Source organism: Phytohabitans rumicis, assembly GCF_011764445.1.
In the GTDB taxonomy this organism is placed as follows: Bacteria; Actinomycetota; Actinomycetes; order Mycobacteriales; family Micromonosporaceae; genus Phytohabitans; species Phytohabitans rumicis.
In genome coordinates, this window is sequence record NZ_BLPG01000001.1 from 3989199 (window position 1) to 4010482 (window position 21284).

19 protein-coding genes and 2 pseudogenes are annotated in these 21284 nt (G+C 70.3%); 5 read left to right on the forward strand and 16 right to left on the reverse strand.

From position 1 onward, the window contains the following. Positions 1-185: 185 nt before the first annotated feature. Genes Prum_RS17610 through eccB form a run of 3 tightly spaced genes read right to left on the reverse strand, consistent with a single transcriptional unit; the run spans position 186 to position 2086 of the window. A complete protein-coding gene (locus Prum_RS17610) occupies positions 186-476 on the reverse strand; it encodes a WXG100 family type VII secretion target (protein WP_173077532.1) in 291 nt (96 codons plus the stop codon). A gap of 10 nt (positions 477-486) precedes the next feature. Then, on the reverse strand, positions 487-804 hold the full coding sequence (locus Prum_RS17615; RefSeq protein WP_173077533.1) for a WXG100 family type VII secretion target: 318 nt from the start codon (positions 802-804) through the stop codon (positions 487-489). Between the two features lie 55 nt (positions 805-859). Further along, positions 860-2086, reverse strand: coding sequence for a type VII secretion protein EccB (eccB, locus tag Prum_RS17620; RefSeq protein WP_173077534.1), 1227 nt, complete (start codon positions 2084-2086; stop codon positions 860-862). 39 nt (positions 2087-2125) lie between these two features. On the opposite strand from eccB, the gene Prum_RS17625 reads away from it, so the two are divergent. The 3 genes from Prum_RS17625 to rarD are packed head-to-tail and all read left to right on the forward strand — an operon-like array spanning position 2126 to position 3904. Continuing rightward, a complete protein-coding gene (locus Prum_RS17625) occupies positions 2126-2503 on the forward strand; it encodes a phage holin family protein (RefSeq protein ID WP_173077535.1) in 378 nt (125 codons plus the stop codon). A gap of 56 nt (positions 2504-2559) precedes the next feature. Further along, on the forward strand, positions 2560-2997 hold the full coding sequence (locus tag Prum_RS17630) for a GNAT family N-acetyltransferase (protein WP_173077536.1): 438 nt from the start codon (positions 2560-2562) through the stop codon (positions 2995-2997). Further along, on the forward strand, positions 2990-3904 hold the full coding sequence (gene rarD / locus Prum_RS17635; RefSeq protein WP_173077537.1) for an EamA family transporter RarD: 915 nt from the start codon (positions 2990-2992) through the stop codon (positions 3902-3904). The genes Prum_RS17630 and rarD overlap by 8 nt, the downstream gene beginning before the upstream one ends. On the opposite strand, the gene Prum_RS17640 is transcribed toward rarD, so the two are convergent. Further along, the gene (locus tag Prum_RS17640) at positions 3881-4567 is read right to left on the reverse strand and encodes an anti-sigma factor family protein (protein ID WP_173077538.1); all 687 of its coding nucleotides are present in this window, start codon (positions 4565-4567) and stop codon (positions 3881-3883) included. The two genes, rarD and Prum_RS17640, sit on opposite strands and share 24 nt — an antisense overlap. Next, the gene (locus Prum_RS17645) at positions 4564-5058 is read right to left on the reverse strand and encodes a sigma-70 family RNA polymerase sigma factor (RefSeq protein ID WP_246278583.1); all 495 of its coding nucleotides are present in this window, start codon (positions 5056-5058) and stop codon (positions 4564-4566) included. Before Prum_RS17645 ends, Prum_RS17640 begins: the two co-directional genes overlap by 4 nt. A gap of 188 nt (positions 5059-5246) precedes the next feature. Between Prum_RS17645 and Prum_RS55070 the strand changes: the two are divergent. Further along, a pseudogene (locus tag Prum_RS55070) lies at positions 5247-5475 on the forward strand (phosphatase); the annotation flags it as partial. A gap of 83 nt (positions 5476-5558) precedes the next feature. Beyond that, positions 5559-7352 (forward strand): annotated as a pseudogene (locus Prum_RS17650) (PhoX family protein); the annotation flags it as partial. Positions 7353-7399: 47 nt separating this feature from the next. On the opposite strand, the gene Prum_RS17655 reads toward Prum_RS17650, so the two are convergent. From Prum_RS17655 to nuoF, 11 genes are all read right to left on the reverse strand, one after another. Further along, positions 7400-8182, reverse strand: coding sequence for an IclR family transcriptional regulator (locus Prum_RS17655; RefSeq protein WP_173077541.1), 783 nt, complete (start codon positions 8180-8182; stop codon positions 7400-7402). A gap of 266 nt (positions 8183-8448) precedes the next feature. Beyond that, positions 8449-9453: a polyprenyl synthetase family protein gene (locus Prum_RS17660; RefSeq protein ID WP_173077542.1), complete on the reverse strand. Its 1005-nt coding sequence runs from the start codon at positions 9451-9453 to the stop codon at positions 8449-8451. 70 nt (positions 9454-9523) lie between these two features. Beyond that, positions 9524-11056 carry an NADH-quinone oxidoreductase subunit NuoN gene (gene nuoN / locus Prum_RS17665; protein WP_173077543.1) on the reverse strand — a complete coding sequence of 511 codons (1533 nt, stop codon included), beginning with the start codon at positions 11054-11056 and terminating at the stop codon, positions 9524-9526. Beyond that, positions 11056-12582, reverse strand: coding sequence for an NADH-quinone oxidoreductase subunit M (locus Prum_RS17670; RefSeq protein ID WP_173077544.1), 1527 nt, complete (start codon positions 12580-12582; stop codon positions 11056-11058). Before Prum_RS17670 ends, nuoN begins: the two co-directional genes overlap by 1 nt. After that, positions 12579-14495: an NADH-quinone oxidoreductase subunit L gene (gene nuoL / locus Prum_RS17675; protein WP_173077545.1), complete on the reverse strand. Its 1917-nt coding sequence runs from the start codon at positions 14493-14495 to the stop codon at positions 12579-12581. The genes Prum_RS17670 and nuoL overlap by 4 nt, the downstream gene beginning before the upstream one ends. A gap of 7 nt (positions 14496-14502) precedes the next feature. Then, positions 14503-14811: an NADH-quinone oxidoreductase subunit NuoK gene (gene nuoK, locus Prum_RS17680; RefSeq protein WP_173077546.1), complete on the reverse strand. Its 309-nt coding sequence runs from the start codon at positions 14809-14811 to the stop codon at positions 14503-14505. Then, entirely contained in the window at positions 14811-15572 is a 762-nt protein-coding gene (locus tag Prum_RS17685; RefSeq protein WP_173077547.1) for an NADH-quinone oxidoreductase subunit J, read from the reverse strand. The genes nuoK and Prum_RS17685 overlap by 1 nt, the downstream gene beginning before the upstream one ends. Next, on the reverse strand, positions 15569-16114 hold the full coding sequence (gene nuoI, locus Prum_RS17690; RefSeq protein ID WP_173077548.1) for an NADH-quinone oxidoreductase subunit NuoI: 546 nt from the start codon (positions 16112-16114) through the stop codon (positions 15569-15571). The genes Prum_RS17685 and nuoI overlap by 4 nt, the downstream gene beginning before the upstream one ends. Continuing rightward, positions 16115-17485: an NADH-quinone oxidoreductase subunit NuoH gene (gene nuoH / locus Prum_RS17695; protein WP_173077549.1), complete on the reverse strand. Its 1371-nt coding sequence runs from the start codon at positions 17483-17485 to the stop codon at positions 16115-16117. After that, positions 17482-19947 carry an NADH-quinone oxidoreductase subunit G gene (locus Prum_RS17700; RefSeq protein WP_173077550.1) on the reverse strand — a complete coding sequence of 822 codons (2466 nt, stop codon included), beginning with the start codon at positions 19945-19947 and terminating at the stop codon, positions 17482-17484. The genes nuoH and Prum_RS17700 overlap by 4 nt, the downstream gene beginning before the upstream one ends. Before the next feature lie 3 nt (positions 19948-19950). Continuing rightward, positions 19951-21282, reverse strand: a complete 1332-nt coding sequence (nuoF, locus tag Prum_RS17705; RefSeq protein ID WP_173077551.1) for an NADH-quinone oxidoreductase subunit NuoF — start codon at positions 21280-21282, stop codon at positions 19951-19953. Between the last annotated feature and the right edge of the window lie 2 nt (positions 21283-21284).

Here is a 21284-nt window from a genome sequence, read left to right on the forward strand (position 1 = left end):
GGGGACGCCACCACAGCGCCGCGACCGCGCCGGAGCCGCGCCGGGGCCGCGTCGATCAAGGACTTTTGCGTCGATCAAGGGCAAACGGCCGTGGATTGGAGATCCAAGCACGACCATATGCCCTTGATCGACGGGCGAGGGGCGGGGCGGGTCCGGGCCGGCGACAGCGAGCCGGGCGCGCGGGGTTAGAAGCGGGAGGCGGCGCGGTGTTCGGTGGCGGTGTAGTCGGCGGCGCTCTCCTCCATCGCGATCTTGATCTCGCGCAGGACGGCCTGGAGGTCGCGGGACGCTTGGCGCCACTGGGCTTGGCGGGCGTCGTACGCCTGCCGGGCCTCGCCCTCCCACGTCGCGACCATCGGGGCGGCGTCGCGCTCCAGTTGCCCGAGGTGCGTGTCGAGCGCGCTCAGCGCCCGTTGGATGTCGGCGCTGGCCTGGTGCAGAGCCGCGAAGTTGACGACCAGCCGGCTGTCGCTCATGGGCCCTCCTCTACAGCGGCAGGGTGATGCCGCCGCCGGTCGCGGCGACCCGGCTGGCCGCCTGGCTGTCGGTCGCCTCGTAGCCGCGGCCGGCCGTACGGATCGCGGCGGCGGTCTCGGCCAGGCTCTGCTGGATCCCCGCCTGGTCGCGCACCCACTGCGACTTGACCTGCTCGAACGACCGCCCGCCCGCACCCTGCCAGGCGCTGCGCAGCACTTCCAGCTCGGCCATGAGGCCCTTGAGCATGGCCTCCAGCTCGCGGTTGACCTCGTCGAACTTCGCCGCGGTCCGCTCCAGCACCGCGGCCTCAGCCTGGGTCTGCTCCACGCAGCAGACCGTAGCCCCCAAGCGACATAGATCGATACCCCTGTGGATAACCCCGCTACGCCGGCGAGCGGGCCGCCGAGGGGTCGAGTGTGGCGCCCGCGGGGACCAGTTCCAGCACCGCGCGCGGCACCCGCAGCGGCCGCACGTCCGCGTACCCGAGAAGAGCCGGCACCTCGCGGTCGGACATGGCGTGCCGCCGCCCGCGGTCGGTGACGATGTGGACAGCGCCGGCCTCGACGAGCGCGGCGCGGCCGGGCTCGACGGTGACGCCGGCGCGCGGCACGGTCGCCTCGACGCGCACCTCGGCCACGCCGGAATCGTCGCGCACCTCGCCGCAGACCGGGCCGGCCGCGGCCAGCACCGGGGTGGTCGCCGGCAGCCCGGCCGGGAAGGGCGAAGCCACCTTGGGCCGGTCGGCGAAGGCGCCCTGGGACAGCGGCGTCGGCGCCGCCTGGTCGAGGTCGGTGAGCAGCAGGTCGGCCTGCACCTGGGTGATCGGGGCGAGGCCACCGTCGACCGCGACCGCGTACTGGCGGCCGCCGCCCTGGCTCGCCACGACGAAGACCTCGCCAACCGGGCCCGCGACGCGCGCCAGGTCGGGCCCGGCCGGCAGCGCGTCGAGCAGCGCGGCCGCGACCGGGAGCGGCCGTTCGCCGGTCCAGCCCAGCGCGGCGAGCACGAGGTCGCGGTCGCGCAGCAGGTGCCGCCGGGCCTGCCAGATCAGGTGCAGCGCACCCTCCGGATGCCGCGCCAGCACCGCGCGGTCGGCCAGCGCGGCGCCGGTCGCGCGAGCGCCGACCAGCACCGCCCAGCGAGCGTCCGATGTGGAACAAACCTGCCAGGCCGCCGTGGTCAGCCGCCGCGCGTCCGGCAAGGCATCGGGCGCGTCAGCAATCCCCAGGGGTACGCCGCGCGGCTCACCTTCGATCGAGCGACCCGACACCAGCACGGTCTGCGCGCCCGGCCCGACGATGAGCAGAGCCGACACATGGTTGGGCACCGGATGCAGCGCGCCGTCGCGGTAGACGTACCGGGCGCCGGACTCCTTCTCGACGAGCACCGACCGGCCGTCGCGCCAGTCCGGAGTGCCGGCACCCGCGACGGTGCCGTAGATGGCCGCCCCACCGATGCCGATCGCGGCGACCACGACGCTGGCCAGCGCCGCCCCCGCCGCCCGGCGAAACGGTGACCGGCCGGGGTCCGCGTCGCGCATCACCAGGGCGGCCACGACCCGCTGCACCATGAACTGGTACGAGTGCAACTGGTCCTGCCGGGACGACATTGACCGGAGGCTACTCGTCATCCCCTAAGATCGCCGGCCATGGGACTCCTCATCCGGCTCGCCATCAGCGCCCTCGCGTTGTGGATCGCCACGATCCTCATCCCCGGCATCACACTGTCTACCGACTCGGTCCCGAAGGCGATCGTCACGCTGGTGATCGTCGCGGTGATCTTCGGCCTGATCAACGCGTTCCTGCGACCGATCATCAAGACCGTGGGCTGCGCGTTCTACGTGTTCACCCTCGGCCTGGTCGCGATCGTCGTCAATGGGGCGCTCTTCCTGCTCACGAGCTGGATCGCCGGTGAGTTGGAGCTGCCGTTCCACGTCGACGACTTCTGGCCGAGCGCGGTGGTCGGCGCGCTGCTCGTCGGGATCGCGAGCTGGGTGCTCAACGCCCTCGTGGGAGACAAGGACTGACCACAACCTGAGAATTGGCCGCCATGCCCGGCCGGGTCGCGGGCTACCGTCGGGCAGTGGTGACGATCAAGCGCGAAGACGGGTACGTGCTGTCCAGCGACCCGGAGCGGGTCGACGTCGACCTTGTCCACCGCTGGTTGTCGACCGACGCGTACTGGGCCGTCGGGCGGCCCCGCGAGGTGTTGTCGCGGGCGATCGCGGGTTCGCTGGTGTTCGGCGTCTACCGGCCGGACGGCGGCGTACAGGTCGCGTTCGCCCGCGTGGTGACCGACCGGGCGACGTTCGCGTACCTCTGCGACGTGTACGTCGACCGGGCCGAGCGCGGGCGCGGGCTGGGCACCTGGATGGCCGGGGCGATCCGCGACGACCTGGCGGAGCGGGGCGTACGCCGGATCATGCTCGCGACCGCCGACGCCCACGGGGTGTACGCCAAGATCGGCTTCGTGGCGATCGCCGAGCCGGACCGGTTGATGGAGCTGTACCCCCGTGGGTGAGGTGCGCAAGGGCTACCTCTTCGGGCTCGCGGCGTACGGGATCTGGGGCTTCTTCCCGCTCTACATCCGGCTGCTGCGCCCGGCGGGCCCGGTGGAGATCCTGGCGCACCGGGTGGTGTGGTCGTGCGTGTTCGTGGCGCTGCTGCTGACCGGGCTGCGCAACTGGCGGTTCCTGCGCGAGCTGGCCCGCCACCCGGGAAAGCTCGCCGGCATCACGCTGGCCGCCTTGCTCATCGCGGTCAACTGGGGGATGTACATCTACGGCGTCAACTCCGAGCGGGTGGTGGAGACGGCGCTCGGCTACTTCATCACCCCGCTCGGCCTGGTGCTGCTGGGAGTGGTGGTGCTGCGGGAACGGCTGCGCCCGGCGCAGTGGGCCGCGGTCGGCATCGGCTCCGTGGCGGTGGCCGTGCTGACCATCGACTACGGGCGGCTGCCGTACATCGCGCTCAGCCTGGCGGTCAGCTTCGGGGGATACTCGCTGGTCAAGAAGCGGCTCGCGCTGCCCGCCGCCGAAGGGCTCTTCGTCGAGTCGGCGGTGCTGGCCCTGCCGGCGCTGGGCTACCTCGGCTGGCTGACGTGGGCGGGCGAGTCCACGTTCGGCGGCGTGTCGGCCGGGCACACCGCGCTCCTGGTGGTGGCCGGCGCGGCCACCGCGGTGCCGCTGCTGCTCTTCGCCGGCGCGGCCAACCGGATCCCGCTCTCCGGCGTCGGCATCCTCCAGTACCTCGCCCCGATCCTGCAGCTCGGCTGCGGCGTACTCATCTTCCACGAGCCGATGCCGCCGGCGCGGCTGGCCGGGTTCGTGCTGGTCTGGCTGGCGCTGGTGATCTTCACGGTGGACGGACTGCGGTCGGCGCGGGCGACCGCCCGGCAGCGCGAGCTACGGGACCTTGTACTCCAGTAGCGGGGTGCCGTCCTTCTTGGTCAGCGCGATCCGCTGGATCTCACCGACGGCGAAGCTGGTCATCCCGGTGAAGGAGACGTCGGCGCCGGGCGCGACGGCCCACGAGCCGATCTGCTCCTTGTCGCCCTCGGAGTCCCACGCGTAGAGCCGGTACGTGTACGTGTGGGTGTCGCTGTTCTTCACCGGGTACGAGCAGTGCATGGTGATCTCGGTGCCGTACTTCGTGGTCGTCAGCCCGATCTCCGCGGTCACCGGGACGCCGGAAGAGAGTGACTGCATCGATGCCAGCTCCACCCGTGGGGTCTGCACCCCGCCGCTGTCGCGCAGGATGCCGGCGCCCAGCCCGACGAAGAGCGACAGGCACGCCGCGGCCAGCACCGAGCCGCCGGTACGCCACCGGCGGGCGTTCCGCTCCCGGCGGCGGGAGTCGGAGACGGCAGCCAGCAAATCGGGCATCCGGGACTCGGCGGGCGGCGCCGACGCGATCTGCTCCAGCCCGGCCGGGTCCAGCCTCCCCAGGAGGCCCGGCAGGACGGCGACGTCGCCAACCGCCTCCCGGCACGCCTCGCACCCGGCCAGGTGGCGCTCGTAGGCCGCTCGGTCGGCGGGTGTGAGGGCGCCGAGGACGTAGGCACCGCTGTCGTACGCGTAGTCACATCTCATCTCGTCACCCCCATCTCCTCCAGAACAAGGCGCAATGAGCGCAGGGCGTAGTGCGTGCGGGACTTCACGGTGCCCGGGGGCACGCCGAGCCGGGTCGATGCCTCGGCCACTGAGCGCCCCTCGTAGAAGCACTCCACGAGCACCTCACGGTGCGACGGGGAGAGCCGTCCGAGGGCCTCGGCGACCGTCCATGCCTCGACCGCCCGGTCTGCCTCGTCCACCGCGGGCGGCGGCTCGGGCAGCTCGTCGGTGACGATCTCCCCGACCCGGGCGGAACGCCGCCGCCACGCGTCGATTGCCAGGTTTCGCGCGGTGGTAAACAACCAGGCCCGCACCGAGCCACGTTGCGGATCCAGTGCCTCCGGATGCCGCCACGCGCGCAGCAGCGTTTCCTGCACTAGATCCTCGGCTCGCTGTCGGTCGCCCCCGGCTAGCCGTAAGGCGTGAGCGAAAAGCGCGTCGCCGTGCTCGTTCTGCAACGCGCGCAGCAACTGCGCATCCTGGTCGGTCAATCCACCCCGCGCCTCCCTTCGCCCAGTCTTACGCAGGGCGTTGCCAAGTGGTTCATTCGGCGACGTTCATCTTCCGTTCACCAAGCGGCTCAGCAGCGCTCACGGCCTCCTTTTACCGTCCGGCAAGCGCGCCATGCGCGCATCTACCAGCGAGGAGGCTCTTCTCCATGAGCGAGCGACCGCGACTGCTTCCGATCCTCGGCCAAACCGGCCACTCCGGACGCAGCGCGATGACCTGTCAGTTCCGCTGCGGCAACGCGTGCGACCACCCCGTACCCAACGAGTCGGACAACCCGTACTTCGGTGATGTCGTCAAGGCGGAGGTGACCCGCCGCGGCGTGGTGCGGGCGGGCGCCGTCGGCGCCCTCGTCCTCGGCTTCGCCGGGGCCGCCGCGACCCAGGCGGCGCCGGCGCTGGCTGCGCCCGGCGACGCCGCGCCGGACCTGGACGCGCTGACCTATTCGCGCCCGAGCGGCGCGCTGACGTTCAAGCCCATCCCGCCGAACCGGCTCGACACCTTCGTCGTTCCCAACGGGTACGACCACTCGGTGGTCATCCGCTGGGGCGACGAGGTGGTGCCGGGCGCGCCCGACTTCGACCTGGACAACCAGACGGCGGCCGCCCAGTCCAAGCAGTTCGGCTACAACAACGACTTCCTCGCGGTGCTGCCGCTCGACAAGCACGGCGAGCGGGCGCTGCTCGTGGTCAACCACGAGTACACCAACGAGAACCTGATGTTCCCCGGCTTCACCACGCTCGACGCGCTCTCCGTCGAGCAGCTCAAGGTGGCCATCGCCGCGCACGGGCTCTCCGTGGTCGAGCTGGAGCGGGCCGGGCGTACCGGTGAATGGGTGCCGGTCCGCAAGGGCTCGCGCCGCTACAACCGCCGCCTCACGGCGCTGGCGACGAAGTTCGACTTCACCGGCCCGGCGGCCGGCTCGGCGTGGCTGAAGACCGCGGCCGACCCGCGCGGCACGACGGCGATCGGCACGCTCAACAACTGCGCCGGCGGCGTCACCCCGTGGGGCACCACGCTGCACGGCGAGGAGAACTTCAACCAGTACTTCGTCGGCGGCGACGGCGCGCCGGCGGCGGACAAGCCGAAGCTCGCCCGGTACGGCATCAGCACCACCGTCCGGTACACCGCCGACAGCCGCAAGTGGGACCGGGCCGACGAGCGCTTCGACCTCACCAAGCACCCCAACGAGGCCAACCGCTTCGGCTGGATCGTCGAGCTCGACCCGTTCGACCCGGACTCCCGCCCGCGCAAGCACACCGCGCTGGGCCGGTTCAAGCACGAGGGCGCGAACGTCATCGTCGCCAAGAGCGGCCACGTCGTGGCGTACATGGGTGACGACGAGCGGTTCGACTACCTGTACAAGTTCGTGTCGGACAAGAAGTTCATGAAGGGCAACTCCTGGGTCGCCCGCAAGCACAACCTGACCCTGCTGGAGTCCGGCACGCTGTACGTGGCCAAGCTGGACTACACCAGCGCCGCCGAGATCGACGGAACCGGCAAGCTGCCCACCGACGGCGCGTTCAACGGCACCGGCCGCTGGATCAAGCTGGTGCAGGGCAACAAGTCGTATGTGGACGGTATGACCGCGGCGGACGTGCTCACGTTCACCCGGCTGGCCGGCGACGCGGTCGGCGCGACCAAGATGGACCGTCCCGAGGACGTCGAGCCGAGCCTGCTCACCGGCAAGGTGTACGTGGCGCTGACCAACAACACCAACCGCGGCGTCGGCACCAACCCGAAGGCCGACGAGGCCAACCCGCGCAACGCCAACAAGCACGGGCACATCCTGGAGCTCGTCGAGGACAAGGGCGAGAACGCGGCCGAGACGTTCACCTGGTCGGTGCCGATCGTCTGCGGCGACCCGACGGACGCGTCGACCTACTTCGCCGGGTACGACAAGACCAAGGTCTCGCCGATCTCCTGCCCGGACAACGTCGCGTTCGACGGCGCCGGCAACCTCTGGATCTCCACCGACGGCAACGCGCTGGGCAGCAACGACGGGCTCTTCGCGACCGCCATCGAGGGGCCGGAGCGGGGCCACCTCAAGCAGTTCCTCACCGTGCCGTTCGGTGCGGAGACCTGCGGGCCGTTCATCACGACCGACAACAGGTCGGTGTTCGTCGCCGTACAGCACCCCGGCGAGATCACCGGCGCGTCCGTCGAGAACCCGGCCTCCACCTGGCCGGACGGCGACTACGCCAAGCCCGGCGTGGTGGTCACCTGGCGGCTCGACGGCAAGTCCGTGGGCAGCTGAGGATCGTAATTTCAAGCAAGGGGCGCGGCTCCGGCCGCGCCCCTTTGCTACGGCTCCGAGTTGATCGCTTCCAACAGCTCCTTCGCGACCGTCGCGAGCCGGTTGCGCACCACCCGCGCCGTCGTCATCAGCTCCGCGGCCGGCATCGCGCACGCCACCACCACGCGCCGTTCCAGGTCCTTGTCGGTGGTGACCAGGACCGCCGCGCATCCGACGCCCTGCCGGTACTGCCCCATCTCCAGCTGCATGCCGCGCCGGTCGCCGGCGGCAAGATCCGCCTCGAACGCCTCCGGCGTGGTGAGCGTCTGAGCCGTGAACGCCCGCATACCCCACTCCTTGAGGTACCGGAAGCGCTGATCGGGCGTCAGCGTGGACAGCAGGGCCTTTCCCAGCGCCGTCGCATGCGCACCCTCGTCGAACCCGGGCACCAGATCTTCCAGGTACGGCGATCGGGGCCCCTCCGCGGCGGCGGTGACCGCCACCCGGCCACCCACGAACCGCCCCACATAGTGGCTGTACCCGGTCTCCACCGCGGCCTTACGCAACGACTCGCCCACCGAAGCCGGGCCGCGGAACGCCGCGACGAGCTCCCGGTAGCGGTCGGCCACCTCCAGGCCCACGATGTACGTGCCATCTTCCCGCCGGATCACGTAGCCCTCATAGGCGAGCGTGCGCACAAGGTGGTACGTGGTGGCGACGGTCAGCTCGCAACGGCGTGCGATCTGCTTCACCGTCAGGCCCCGTGGAGCCCGACCAACCGCCTCCAAAACACGTAGCGCGCGCGAGACGCTACGGATCAGATCCGAAGGTTCCGCCAAGGGGTCGCGCACAACCACCTCCGCCGGCCGGGGACTTACACCATATGAAAAACCGGCCGATAGCGAAATGCCCGTTCGGATCGAAGCCATCAGATATCCGGCGACACATAGTGGGCGTAGCACCACGTTGCGTAGGTTCGCCCCTTTTCACGTTCCCACCGTCCACAATCCACCGGGCGCCCCCGTCGCGGTGATCATGAAGTTATCCCCGCCGGAGAGCGCTCTCCCCGGCGACAACTTCATGATCACCGTGGACCGGGCGGCGGGGAGGGAGGGGGTTAGTTGGTGCGGTCGGCGATGAAGTCGCAGAGGGACTCCAGCGCTCGCCGCGACGAGGTGTCCGGCAGCGAGGCGAGCTGCGAGCGGGCCTCTTCGGCGTACGTCCGCACGGTCTCGCGGGCCCGCTTGAGCGCCGGCGACTCGCGCAGCAGGCCCAACGCCTCGGCGTGCAGGTCGTCGTCGGTCACCGGGCCGGCGGCCAGGATCTCCCGCAGCCGCACCGAGGCGGCGTCCGCGTCGTCGGAGGCCAGGGCGTACAGGACGGGCAGGGTGGGCACGCCCTCGCGCAGGTCGGTGCCCGGCGTCTTGCCCGACTGCACCGAGTCGGACGCGATGTCGAGCAGGTCGTCGGAGAGCTGGAACGCGACGCCGATCGTTTCGCCGTACCCGGCGAGGGCCTCGATGTGCGCGGGCGTGGCGCCGCCGAACATGCCGCCGAAGCGCGCGGACGTCGCGATGAGCGACCCGGTCTTTTCGGAGATCACGTCGAGGTAGTGGGCGACCGGGTCGTCGGTACGCGGGCCGACCGTCTCGGCGATCTGACCGTGCACGAGCCGGGCGAACGTGCGCGCCTGCAGGCGTACGGCCTCGGGGCCCAGGTCGGCGGCGATGTCGGCGGCGCGGGCGAAGAGGTAGTCGCCGACCAGGATGGCCACCGAGTTGGTCCAGCGGGAGTTGGCGCTGGGGGCGCCCCGCCGCACGGCGGCCTCGTCCATGACGTCGTCGTGGTAGAGCGTCGCCAGGTGAGTGAGCTCCATCACTACCGCGGCCGGTACGACCAGTGGGGCCGAAGGATCACCGAATTGGGCACCCAGCGCCACGAGGAGAGGGCGGAAACGCTTGCCCCCCGCATCGACGAGGTGGCGTGCCGCTTCGGTCACGAACGGGTCGGCACTCTCCACGCTTAAGCGCAGCTCAGCCTCGACGGCGCCCAGCGTACGCAGCACCGACGCCTCCAGTACGGAATCGACAAAATCGACCCCGATCGACGTCAAACCCGCCATACCCTGCACCCCACCCACGCCCCAACCATGCCACACCCGCCCGACCGGAGCCGGGCGGGGGGCGGCAAAGCTAGCGGACGAACTCGGCCGCGTTGGCGGTCAGGTCGAGCAGGGGGGCCGGAGCCACGCCCAGCACCAGGGTGGCCACCACGCCGATCATCAGGGCGGCCGCGGTCATGCCGCCCGGGATCGACACCGACGGCGTCGACTCGCCCGGCTCGGAGAGCCACATCATCACGACCACCCGCAGGTACGGGAACGCGAGCAGCATGCTGGTGATCACGCCGAAGATGACCAGCCACGCCTCACCCGAGTCCAGGGCCGCCCCGAAGACCGCGAACTTCGCGATGAAGCCGCTGGTCAGCGGGATGCCCGCGAACGCCAGCAGGATGAACGTGAAGATGCCCGCGAAGAGCGGCGACCGGCGGCCCAGCCCGGCCCAGCGGGACAGGTGGGTGGCCTCCCCGTCGGCGTCCCGCACCAGCGTGACGATCGCGAACGCGGCGATCACGGTGAAGCCGTACGCGACGAGGTAGAACATCGTGCTGGACAGGCCGTCCTTGGACAGCGCCAGCACACCGACCAGCAGGTAGCCGGCGTTGGCGATCGACGAGTACGCGAGCAGCCGCTTGATGTCGGTCTGGGTGACCGCCAGCACGGCCCCCACCAGCATCGTCAGCACCGCGATCCCGCCAAGTATCGGCGTGTAGTCCCACGCCGCGCCGTCGAACGCGACGTACAGCACGCGCAGCAGGGCGCCGAACGCGGCCACCTTGGTGCAGGCCGCCATCAGGCCGGTGATGGGCGTCGGCGCGCCCTGGTAGACGTCCGGCGTCCACACGTGGAACGGGGCGGCCGCGGCCTTGAAGAGCAGGCCGATGGCGAGCAGCGCGATGCCGCCGAAGAGCAGGACGGTGCTGCGGTCCGACTCGCGCACCGCGTCGTGGATCGTGCCGAACTCGACGCCGCCGGCGAAGCCGTACACGAGCGCGACGCCGAAGAGGAAGAACGCCGAGGCGTACGCGCCGAGCAGGAAGTACTTCAGCGCCGCCTCCTGGCTGAGCAGGCGCCGCCGGCGGGCTAGCGCGCACAGCAGGTAGAGCGGCAGCGAGAAGACCTCCAGCGCCACGAACATGGTCAGCAGGTCGTTCGCGGCGACGAAGAGGAGCATGCCGCCGAGGGCGAACAGGGCCAGCGGGTAGATCTCGGTGGCGCCCTGCGAGCGCCCCGCCTGCCGGCGGTCGGCGTCGGAGCCCACGGTGATCGCGGCCTGCGCCACGAACGCGCCGCCGTGCTCCAGCGAGCGGTCGCCGACCAGCAGCAGCGCCATCAGGCCCAGCAGGATGATCGCGCCCTGCAGGAAGAGCGTCGGGCCGTCGACGGCCACCGCGCCGCCCGCGGTGAGGATCCGCTTGTCGGACTGCAGGACCACCATGACGAACGCCGCCACGAGCCCGGCCAGGGCCAGCACGAGCTGTACGGAGCGGCGCACGGACCGGGGCAGCAACGCCTCGACGAGTACGCCCAGGCACGCGACGCCGAACAGGATCAACATCGGCGCGACGGCCGCGTAGTCGATCTTAGGCAGGCTGAGATTGTCCATTAGGGAGCTGCCTCCGTTACCGCCGGAGCGGGGTCAGGGTTATCGACGACGTCCTGCATGGTGGCCTGGACAGCCGGGTTGATGACGTCGGTGACCGGCTTCGGGTAGAAGCCGAGCAGCAGGATCAGTGCGATCAGGGGGGCGACCACGACCTTCTCCCGCAGGCTGAGGTCCTTGCGCATGCCGTCCACGGTCTTCAGCGCCGGGTTGAGGGTGCCCTGCGTGGTGCGCTGCACCATCCACAGCACGTACGCGGCGGCCAGGATGATGCCGGCGGTGGCGATGACCGCGACCGGCTCGTTCACCTTGAAGGTGCCCAGCAGCACCAGGAACTCGGAGACGAACGGCGCCGTGCCGGGCAGCGCGAGCGACGCGAGACCGGCGAAGAAGAGCACCCCGGCCAGCGCCGGCACCAGCTTGCCGGCCCCGCCGAAGTCGCTGACCAGCGACGAGCCGCGCCGGGCCACGAACATGCCCACGACCAGGAAGAGCAGGCCGGTGGCCAGGCCGTGGTTGACCATGTACAGCACCGCGCCGGTGCCGGCCTGGGTGGTGAACGCGAAGATGCCGATGCCGATGAACCCGAAGTGCGCGATCGAGGTGTACGAGACCAGCCGCTTGAGGTCGTTCTGCCCGACGGCCAGCAACGCCGCGTAGATGATGCCGATCAGCGCGATCGCGAGGGCGTACTTGGCGAACCAGCGGGACGCCTCCGGGAAGAGCGGCAGGCAGTACCGCAGGATGCCGAACGTGCCCACCTTGTCCAGCACGCCGACGAGCAGGGCGGCCGATCCGGCGGGCGCGGCGCCACCGGCGTCCGGCAGCCAGGTGTGGAACGGGAAGAACGGCGCCTTGATGGCGAACGCGACGAAGAAGCCGAGGAACAGCCACCGCTCGGTGTTCGTCGCGAACTCCGCCGACAGCAGCGACTGCCAGTCGAACGTCTTCCCGCCCAGCGCCCACAGCCCGACCACCGCGGCCAGCATGAACAGGCCGCCGACCAGGGAGTACAGGAAGAACTTCACCGCGGCGTACTGGCGCTGGTGGCCGCCGTACGAGCCGATGAGGAAGTACATCGGCACCAGCATGATCTCGAAGAACACGTAGAACAGGAACACGTCGGCCGCCGCGAAGACGCCGATCATCGTGCTTTCCAGGGCCAGCAGCAGGGCGAAGTAGACCGGCACGCTCCGCTTGGAGGCGTCCGCGTCGTGCCACGACGCCAGGATCACCAGGGGTACGAGGATCGCGATCAGCAGCAGCATGACGAGCGCGATGCCGTCGACCGCGAACGTGAACTTCGCGTTCCAGGCCGGGATCCAGGTGTACGACTCGCGGAACTGGAAGCGGTCGCCGCCGGCGTCGTACGCGATCCACAGCGCGACGGCGAACGCGGCGACCACGACCGACCAGCCGAGCGCGACCCGCTTGGCCAGCTCCGGCTTGGTCCGCGGGAGGAACGCCACGACCAGCGCGCCCACCAGCGGCGCCCCGGTCAGGACGCTCAGGAAGGGAAAGTCACTCACGAGAGCCATCCCAGTTGGAGTGCGAAGAACGCGGCCACGATCAGCAGCGCGCCGGTGAGCATGGACATCGCGTACGACCGCACGAAGCCGGTCTGCAGGCGGCGCAGGCGGCCCGACCCGCCCCCGACCGCGGCGGCGAGCCCGTTGACGAGCCCGTCGATGCCGCGGTTGTCGAGGAAGACGAGCGCCCGCGTGAGGAAGATGCCGGGCTTCTCGAAGACCGCCTCGTTGAACGCGTCGGCGTACAGGTTGCGCCGGGCGGCCGTCACGACCACGCCCGCCGGCTGCTCCTGCAGCGCGGTGCCGTTGCGGAACAGCGCCCACGCCAGACCGCCGCCGAGCACGGTGACCACGATGGACAGTGCGGTGATCACGCCGTGCGAGAGGACCGGCTCGTGCTCCGTGTGCGGCCCGAACACCGGCTCCAGCCAGTCGGGCACGCTGGACGCCATCAGCGCGCCCGCCGCGATCGAGCCGACCGACAGCAGGACGAGCGGGGTCGTCATGATCGGCGGGGACTCGTGCGGGTGCTTGATGTCCTCGGTCCACCGCTTCGGGCCGTGGAAGGTGAGCACGAACAGCCGGGTCATGTAGAACGCGGTGAGCGCCGCACCGAGCAGCGCGGCCCCGCCGTACAGCCAGGCGGTCCAGCCTTCGCGCTCGAAGGCGGACACGATGATCGGCTCCTTGGTGAAGTACCCGGACAGCGGCGGGATGCCGATGATGGCGAGCCACGCCAGGCCGAACGTGGCCCAGGTGATCCGCATGTACCGCCACAGCCCGCCGAAGCGCCGGATGTCGGTCTGGTCGTTCATGCCGTGCATGACCGAGCCGGCACCCAGGAAGAGCCCGGCCTTGAAGAAGCCGTGCGCCAGCAGGTGGATGATCGCCAGGGCGTACGCGCCGCCGCCGAGGCCCACGCCCAGGAGCATGTAGCCGATCTGGGAGACCGTCGACCAGGCCAGCACGCGCTTGATGTCGTCCTTGGCGCAGCCGATGACGCAGCCGATCAGCAGGGTGAGCGCGCCGACGCTGACCACGACGGTCTGCAGCGTCTCGTTGGCGGAGAAGATCGGGTTGGACCGCGCGATGAGGTAGATGCCGCCGGTGACCATCGTCGCGGCGTGGATGAGCGCCGACACCGGGGTCGGGCCCTCCATCGCGTCCGGCAACCACGCCTGCAGCGGGAACTGGCCGGACTTGCCGCACGCACCGAGCAGGAGCAGCAGGCCCATCGTCAGCACCACGCCGGAGGACAGCGCGCCGACGCCGTTGAACACCTCGTTGAACTGGGTCGTGCCGAGCTGGGCGAACATCAGGAAGATGGCGATCGCGAACCCGGCGTCACCGACGCGGTTCATCAGGAACGCCTTCTTGCCCGCGGTGGCCGCCGACGGCCGGTCGTACCAGAAGGCGATCAGCAGGTACGACGCCAGACCGACGCCCTCCCAGCCGAGGTAGAGCATCACGTAGTTGTTGCCGAGCACCAGCAGGAGCATCGCGGCGACGAAGAGGTTGAAGTACCCGAAGAACGTGCGCCGCCGCGGGTCGTGCTCCATGTAGCCGACCGCGTACAGGTGGATCAGCGAGCCGACGCCGGTGATCAGCAGGACGAACACCGCGGCCAGCGGGTCGAAGAGCAGCCCGAAGTCGACGTGCAGCGAGCCGACCTCGATGAAGTCGAACAGGCTCACCTGGACCGCGCGGTTGTCCAGCCCGCGGAGCTGCAGGAAGTAGGTCAGCCCCAGCACGAAGCACACGGCGACGCTGCCGACGCCCAGCCAGTGCCCCCACCGGTCGGCCCGCTTGCCGAGCAGCAGCAGGATGGCCGCGCTCGCCAGCGGGATGGCTACGAGCAGCCAGACGGAGGACAGGAAGCCGTCCGCCGTCGCGTATTCCACGGTCTCGTGCATGTCCGCCTCAGTACTTCAACAGGTTGGCGTCGTCGACGCTCGCCGACCGCCGGGTCCGGAAGATCGACATGATGATGGCGAGCCCGACCACGACCTCGGCGGCGGCCACCACCATCACGAAGAACGCCATGATCTGGCCGTCGAGGTTGCCGTTGATCCGGCTGAAGGTCACCAGCGCGAGGTTGGCCGCGTTGAGCATCAGCTCGACGCACATGAACAGCACGATCGCGTTGCGCCGGATCAGCACCCCGACCGCGCCGATGGTGAAGAGCACCGCGGCCAGGACCAGGTACCACTCAGGGTTGCTAGCGCTCATTACTTCTCTGTCCCCTTAGGCGCCGACTCCGACGGGGTCAGCTCGCGTACGGGCAGGATCTTCGAGATGCTGCGCTCGGTCAGCGTGCCGTCGGGCAGCCGGCCCGGGGTCGCGACCGAGTCCGACGTGGCGTACACGCCCGGACCGGGCTTCGGGCCGGGGTAGTTGCCCGGGGCGAAGCGCGCCCGCATCATCTCCGGCTGGCTGAGCTTTTCGCCCTTGCGCCGCTCGATGTGGGCCAGCACCATCGCGCCGACCGCCGCCGTGATCAGCAGGGCGGAGGTGACCTCGAACGCGAAGACGTACTTGGTGAAGAGCAGGGCCGCGATGCCCTGCACGTTGCCGTTCGCGTTGGCCTGGTCGAGCCCGGCGGCCGTGGTGTCGGACAGGGCCCGGTACACGCCGGTGCCGACGAGCGCCGCGAAGCCGATGCCGAGCACGATGGCGGCGAGCCGCTGCCCGCGCAACGTCTCGATCAGCGAGTCGGACGCGTCCCGGCCGACCAGCATCAGCACGAAGAGGAACAGCATCATGATGGCGCCGGTGTAGACGATGATCTGCGCCAGCCCGATGAACGGCGCGGCCTGCAGCACGTAGAACACGCCGATGCAGAGCATGGTCAGCACCAGCCACAGCGCCGAGTGGATCGCGTTGCGGGCGAAGACCATGCCGATGGCGCCGATCAGGGCCGGCCACACCAGGATCCAGAAGGTCACCGCCTCGCCGGTGGACATCCCACCGGCGGCCGCGAGAGCGTTCATGAGGACCCCCCAGCACGCTCGGCGCCGGCCGAGGTGCCCGGATTGGTCAGCGCGCCGAGGTAGTAGTCCTTCTCGGAGTCGCCGAGGTACATGGCGTGCGGCGGCTGATCCATGCCCGGCAGCAGCGGCGCGAGCAGCTGCTCCTTCGTGAAGATGAGGTCCTGCCGGCTGTCCCGGGCCAGCTCGTACTCGTTGCTCATGGTCAGCGAACGGGTCGGGCACGCCTCGATGCACAGCCCGCAGAAGATGCAGCGGGCGTAGTTGATCTGGTAGACGCTGGCGTACCGCTCACCGGGCGAGAAGCGCTGCTCCTCGGTGTTGTCCCCGCCCTCGACGTAGATCGCGTCGGCGGGGCAGGCCCAGGCGCACAGCTCGCACCCGATGCACTTCTCCAGGCCGTCCGGGTGCCGGTTGAGGATGTGCCGCCCGTGGTAGCGCGGGGCGGACACCGGCGTCTCGAACGGGTACTTCGTGGTCACCGTCTTGCGGAACATGTGGGCGAAGGTGACCCCGAAACCCTTGAACGCTCCGATGGCGCTCATCTAAATCTCCTTATCCGCAACGTCCCCGTCGACGACGCCGGCGCCGACGTTCGCGGGCTCGCGTTCGGCCACCGCGCGGCGGGCCCGCGGGCTCGGCGGGACCTGCAGGTCCATGGGCGGCAGCGGGAAGCTACCCGGCGGCCGGGCCTTCGCCTGCTGCTCCAGGCTCGGCGCTGGCGGCTTCTTCTTCGTCGGCCAGGCCAGCGCCGCCACGAGTACGGCGAGGATGGCGACCGCGACGATCGTGTACCGCTGGGTGTCCGAGATCTCGGCGTTCTGCAGGGTGCGGATGCCGGCCAGCGTGAGGATCCAGGCCAGGTTGATCGGCAGGAGCACCCGCCAGCCCAGCCGCATGAACTGGTCGTACCGCAGCCGGGGCAGCGTGGCCCGCAGCCAGACGAAGACGAAGACCAGCAGCACGACCTTGATGAAGAACCAGAGCAGCGGCCACCAGCCGGAGTTGGCGCCCGCCCAGACCGTGGTGACCGGTGCCGGCATCCGCCAGCCGCCCAGGAAGAGGGTGACCGTCGCGGCCGACATGGTCACCATGGCGACGTACTCGGACAGCATGAAGAGCAGGAACTTCAGCGACGAGTACTCGGTCATGTAGCCGGCGACCAGCTCGGACTCGGCCTCGGGCAGGTCGAACGGCGCCCGGTTGGTCTCGCCGACGATCGCGATGAAGAAGATGATGAAGCTCGGGAAGAGCAGGATCGCGTACCAGCCCGGCGCGGGGACGTCCCAGCCGAACAGGCTGATCCTCTCGCCGCTGGCCTGGGCCGCCACGATCTGGCTGGTCGACATCGTGCCGGAGAGCATGAAGACGGCCACCACGGACAGGCCCATCGAGATCTCGTACGAGATCATCTGAGCGCTCGACCGGAGGCCGCCCAGCAGCGGGTACGTCGAGCCGGAGGCCCACCCGCCGAGCACGATGCCGTACACGGCCATGCCGGAGCAGGCCAGGATCAGCAGCACCGCCACCGGTACGTCGGTCACCTGAAGCGCGGTGCGGTGCCCGAAGATGCTCACCACGCCGCCGAACGGGATCACCGACAGCGACGTCATCGCGCAGATGACCGCGATCGTGGGCGCGAAGAAGAAGACCACCTTGTCCGCCGTACGCGGCATGATGTCTTCCTTGAACGCGCCCTTCAGGCCGTCGGCGAGCGTCTGCAGCAGGCCGAACGGGCCGGCCTGGTTGAGGCCGGGGCGCACCGCCATGCGGGCCACCACGCGGCGCTCGAACCACACGCCGAGCAGCGTGCAGACCATGCCGAAGACGAAGGCGAAAAGCACCTTGCCGATGACCAGCCACCATGGATCGTGGCCGAAGTCGGCGAGGGTCGGGTCCTGGGCGAGATACATCACGCGCCCCCCAAATCTTTCTTCGGGCTTTCCCCAGATGGCAGAGCGGAGAGCTTCACAACAGCTCCGGACGTGGCACCGAGGGCCCGGCGCACGGTGGAGCCCGGCGAGTTCGTCGGCAGCCAGACCACGCCGTCCGGCATGTCGGTGACCGCCGCGCCGAGGGTGATCGCGCCCCGGTCGGTGCCGACCGTCACCGGGTCGCCATCCGCCACACCCAGCGCTTCGGCGGCGGCCTTGGACAGGCGCACCACCGGCGGGCGGGCGGTGCCGCCCAGGTACTCGTCGCCGTCGGTCAAGCTGCCCAGGTCGATCAGCTGGTGCCAGGTCGCCAGCACCGCCTCACCGGCGGCCGGGGTGGGCACCGGCTGCGGCGCGACGACCGGCGCATCCGGCCGGTCGGCGCGGGTCGCCGGCAGCGAGCCCAGCTCGCGGCGCACGAGGTTGACCTGGCCGGTGCCGAGGTCCAGGCCGAGTTGGGCGGCCAGCGCGTCGAGCACGCGAGCGTCGTTCATCGCCGGCGTCGACAGGACCGCCTCGAACGTGCGCAGCCGGCCCTCCCAGTCGACGAAGCTGCCGGCCTTTTCCACCACCGGGGCGACCGGGAAGACCACGTCCGCGCGCCGGCTGACCGCGCTGCGCCGCACCTCCAGGCTGACCAGGAACGGCACCTTGTCCAGCGCCGCCTCGGCCAGCCGCGGGTCGGCCAGGTCGGCCGGGTCCACGCCGGCGACGACCAGCGCGCCGATCCGGCCGGCGGCCGCCGCCGCGACGATCCCGTTGGTGTCGCGGCCGGGCTGGCTGGGGATGACCCCGGCCTCGAGGTCCCAGGCACCGGCCAACTCGGCCCGCGCGGCCGCGTCGTTCACCAGGCGTCCGCCGGGCAACAGGTTGGGCAGGCAGCCCGCGTCGACCGCGCCGCGGTCACCCGCGCGCCGCGGCACCCAGGCCAGCTTCGCTCCGGTACGCGCGGCGAGCGCGGCGGCCGCGGACAGTCCACCGGGTACGGTGGCCAGCCGCTCGCCCACGATCAGGACGGCGCCCTCGGCCCGCAGTGCCTTGTCGATCGACTCGTCCTCGGCCAGCGCCCGCGCCTCTTCGCCGGGCACGACGGTGGCGACCGAGGCGCCGACCTTCTCGAAGCCGCGGGTGGCGTACGGCGCCAGCGCCAGCACCTTGAGCCGCTTCTTCTGGTACGCCTTGCGCAGCCGCAGGAAGAGGATCGGGCACTCCTCCTCCGGCTCCAGCCCAGCGATGACCACGACCGGCGCGTTCTCCACGTCGGCGTACGTCACCTCGGTCGCGCCGACCACATTGGACGCCAGGAAGTCCGTCTCTTCCGTCGAGACCGGCCGGGCCCGGAAGTCGATGTCGTTGGTGCGCAGCGCCACCCGGGCGAACTTCGCGTACGCGTACGCGTCTTCGACCGTCAGCCGGCCGCCGGTCAGGACGCCCACGCCGTGCGCGCCGTCCCGGGCGTTGCGCAGCCCCTCGGCGGCCACGGCGAGCGCCTCCGACCACGGGGCCTCGCGCAGCTCACCGGTCTTCGCGTCGCGCACCATCGGGGTGGTGATGCGGTCGAACGCGGTGGCGTACTGGAAGCCCCACCGGCCCTTGTCGCAGTTCCACTCCTCGTTCACCTGCGGGTCGTCGCCGGCCAGCCGGCGCATTACCTTGCCGCGGCGGTGGTCCGTGCGCTGCGCGCAGCCGGCCGAGCAGTGCTCGCACACGTTCGGCGAGGACACCAGGTCGAACGGGCGGGCCCGGAAGCGGTACTGCGCGCCGGTGAGCGCGCCCACCGGGCAGATCTGCACGGTGTTGCCGGAGAAGTACGAGTTGAAGGGCACATCCCCTTCGGGGCTCTCCGACTCCCCGCCGAAGAAGTCGTCCCGGTACACGTTGATCTGCTCGCCCGAGGACCGGTCCATCAGGTCGATGAACTTGTCCCCGGCGATCTCCTCGGAGAACCGGGTGCAGCGCTGGCACAGCACGCACCGCTCGCGGTCGAGCAACACCTGGGAGGAGATGGGCAGCGGCTTCGGGTACTCGCGCTTGTGCTCGTGGAACCGGGACTCGGCACGACCGGTCGACATCGCCTGGTTCTGCAGTGGGCACTCGCCGCCCTTGTCACACATCGGGCAGTCGAGCGGGTGGTTGATCAGCAGCAGCTCCATGATCCCGGCCTGTGCCTTCTCGGCGACCGGGGAGGTGAGCTGAGTCTTGACCACCATGCCGTCGGCGACCGTCTGGGTGCAGGAGGCGACCGGCTTGCGCTGGCCCTCCACCTCGACCAGGCACTGCCGGCAGGCGCCGGCGGGCGCGAGCAGCGGGTGGTCGCAGAACCGCGGGATCTCGATGCCCATCTGCTCGGCGACCCGGATGAGCAGCGTGCCCTTGGGCACGGTCACCTCGATCCCGTCGATGGTGAGCGTGACGGTGTCGACCTTCTTGGCTACGTCAGTCATGAGTTAGTGCGCTCCCACCAACTGCTTCGCGGACAGCTTCGGCGCGGTCCGGCCCTCGATGTAGTCCAGGTAGTCCTGCTTGAAGTACTGCAGCGAGGAGGTCACCGGGCTGGTCGCGCCGTCACCGAGGCCACAGAACGAGCGGCCGAGGATGTTGTCGCAGGTGTCCAGCAGGGTGTCGAGGTCCTCGTGGGTCCCTTCGCCGGCAAGGATCCGGCGGTAGACCCGCACCATCCAGAAGTTGCCCTCGCGGCACGGCGTGCACTTGCCGCACGACTCGTGGTGGTAGAACTCCAGCCACTTGTAGGTGGCGTAGACCGGGCAGTCCTGGTCGGAGAAGATCTGCGTCGCCGTGGTGCCGAGGATCGACCCGGCGGCCGCCACGCCCTCGAAGTCGAGCGGCACGTCGAGGTGCTCGGCGGCCAGCAGCGGCGTCGACGAGCCGCCCGGCGTCCAGAACTTCAGGTTGTGCCCCGGCAGCATGCCGCCGGCCAACTCGATCAGCTCGCGCAGCGTGACGCCGAGCCCGCACTCGTACTGGCCGGGGTTGGCGATCCGGCCGGACAGCGAGTAGATCATCGGGCCGGACGACTTTTCCGTGCCCATCGACTTCCACCAGGCCGCGCCGCCCAGCACGATGTACGGCACGCTCGCGATGGTGCCGACGTTGTTGACCACCGTCGGGCTCGCGTACAGGCCGTGCGTCGCGGGGAACGGCGGGCGCAGCCGGGGCTGGCCGCGGAAGCCTTCGAGCGAGTCCAGCAGCGCCGTCTCCTCGCCGCAGATATACGCGCCCGCTCCACTGTGGACGACCAGGTCCAGGTCGTGCCCGGAGCCGAGGATGTTGGTGCCGAGGTAGCCGGCCGCGTACGCCTCGCGGACCGCGTTGCGCAGCCGCCGGGCGGCGTGCACCGCCTCGCCGCGGATGTAGATGAACGCGCGGTTGGCCCGGATCGCGTACGCGGCGATGATGACGCCCTCGATCAGCGAGTGCGGGTCGTGCGTCATCAGCGGCAGGTCCTTGCAGGTGCCTGGCTCGCCCTCGTCCGCGTTGACCACGAGATAATGAGGATTTGCCGGCGGATTTCCGTTTGGCTCTTGCGGGATGAAGCCCCACTTCAGACCGGTCGGGAAGCCCGCCCCGCCGCGACCGCGCAGGCCCGAGTCCTTGATCAGCTGGATCAGGTCGTCGGGGTGCACGCGGAGCGCCTTACGCAGCGCGGCGTAGCCGTCGAGCTGCTCGTAGACGCCGATCCGCCAGGCTTCCGGCGAGAGCCAGCGCTTGGTGAGGACCGGGGTGAGCTTCTCCAGGACCTCACGCCTGGGCGCCGTCATTT

Bases quoted from the DNA above. Each gene is read 5' to 3' on its own strand.
- Prum_RS17610 (WP_173077532.1), bottom strand. From the start codon at position 476: ATGAGCGACAGCCGGCTGGTCGTCAACTTCGCGGCTCTGCACCAGGCC.
- eccB (WP_173077534.1), bottom strand. From the start codon at position 2,086: ATGTCGTCCCGGCAGGACCAGTTGCACTCGTACCAGTTCATGGTGCAG.
- Prum_RS17625 (WP_173077535.1), top strand. From the start codon at position 2,126: ATGGGACTCCTCATCCGGCTCGCCATCAGCGCCCTCGCGTTGTGGATC.
- Prum_RS17640 (WP_173077538.1), bottom strand. From the start codon at position 4,567: ATGAGATGTGACTACGCGTACGACAGCGGTGCCTACGTCCTCGGCGCC.
- Prum_RS17660 (WP_173077542.1), bottom strand. From the start codon at position 9,453: ATGGCGGGTTTGACGTCGATCGGGGTCGATTTTGTCGATTCCGTACTG.
- nuoN (WP_173077543.1), bottom strand. From the start codon at position 11,056: ATGGACAATCTCAGCCTGCCTAAGATCGACTACGCGGCCGTCGCGCCG.
- nuoL (WP_173077545.1), bottom strand. From the start codon at position 14,495: ATGCACGAGACCGTGGAATACGCGACGGCGGACGGCTTCCTGTCCTCC.
- nuoK (WP_173077546.1), bottom strand. From the start codon at position 14,811: ATGAGCGCTAGCAACCCTGAGTGGTACCTGGTCCTGGCCGCGGTGCTC.
- Prum_RS17685 (WP_173077547.1), bottom strand. From the start codon at position 15,572: ATGAACGCTCTCGCGGCCGCCGGTGGGATGTCCACCGGCGAGGCGGTG.
- nuoI (WP_173077548.1), bottom strand. From the start codon at position 16,114: ATGAGCGCCATCGGAGCGTTCAAGGGTTTCGGGGTCACCTTCGCCCAC.
- Prum_RS17700 (WP_173077550.1), bottom strand. From the start codon at position 19,947: ATGACTGACGTAGCCAAGAAGGTCGACACCGTCACGCTCACCATCGAC.
- nuoF (WP_173077551.1), bottom strand. From the start codon at position 21,282: ATGACGGCGCCCAGGCGTGAGGTCCTGGAGAAGCTCACCCCGGTCCTC.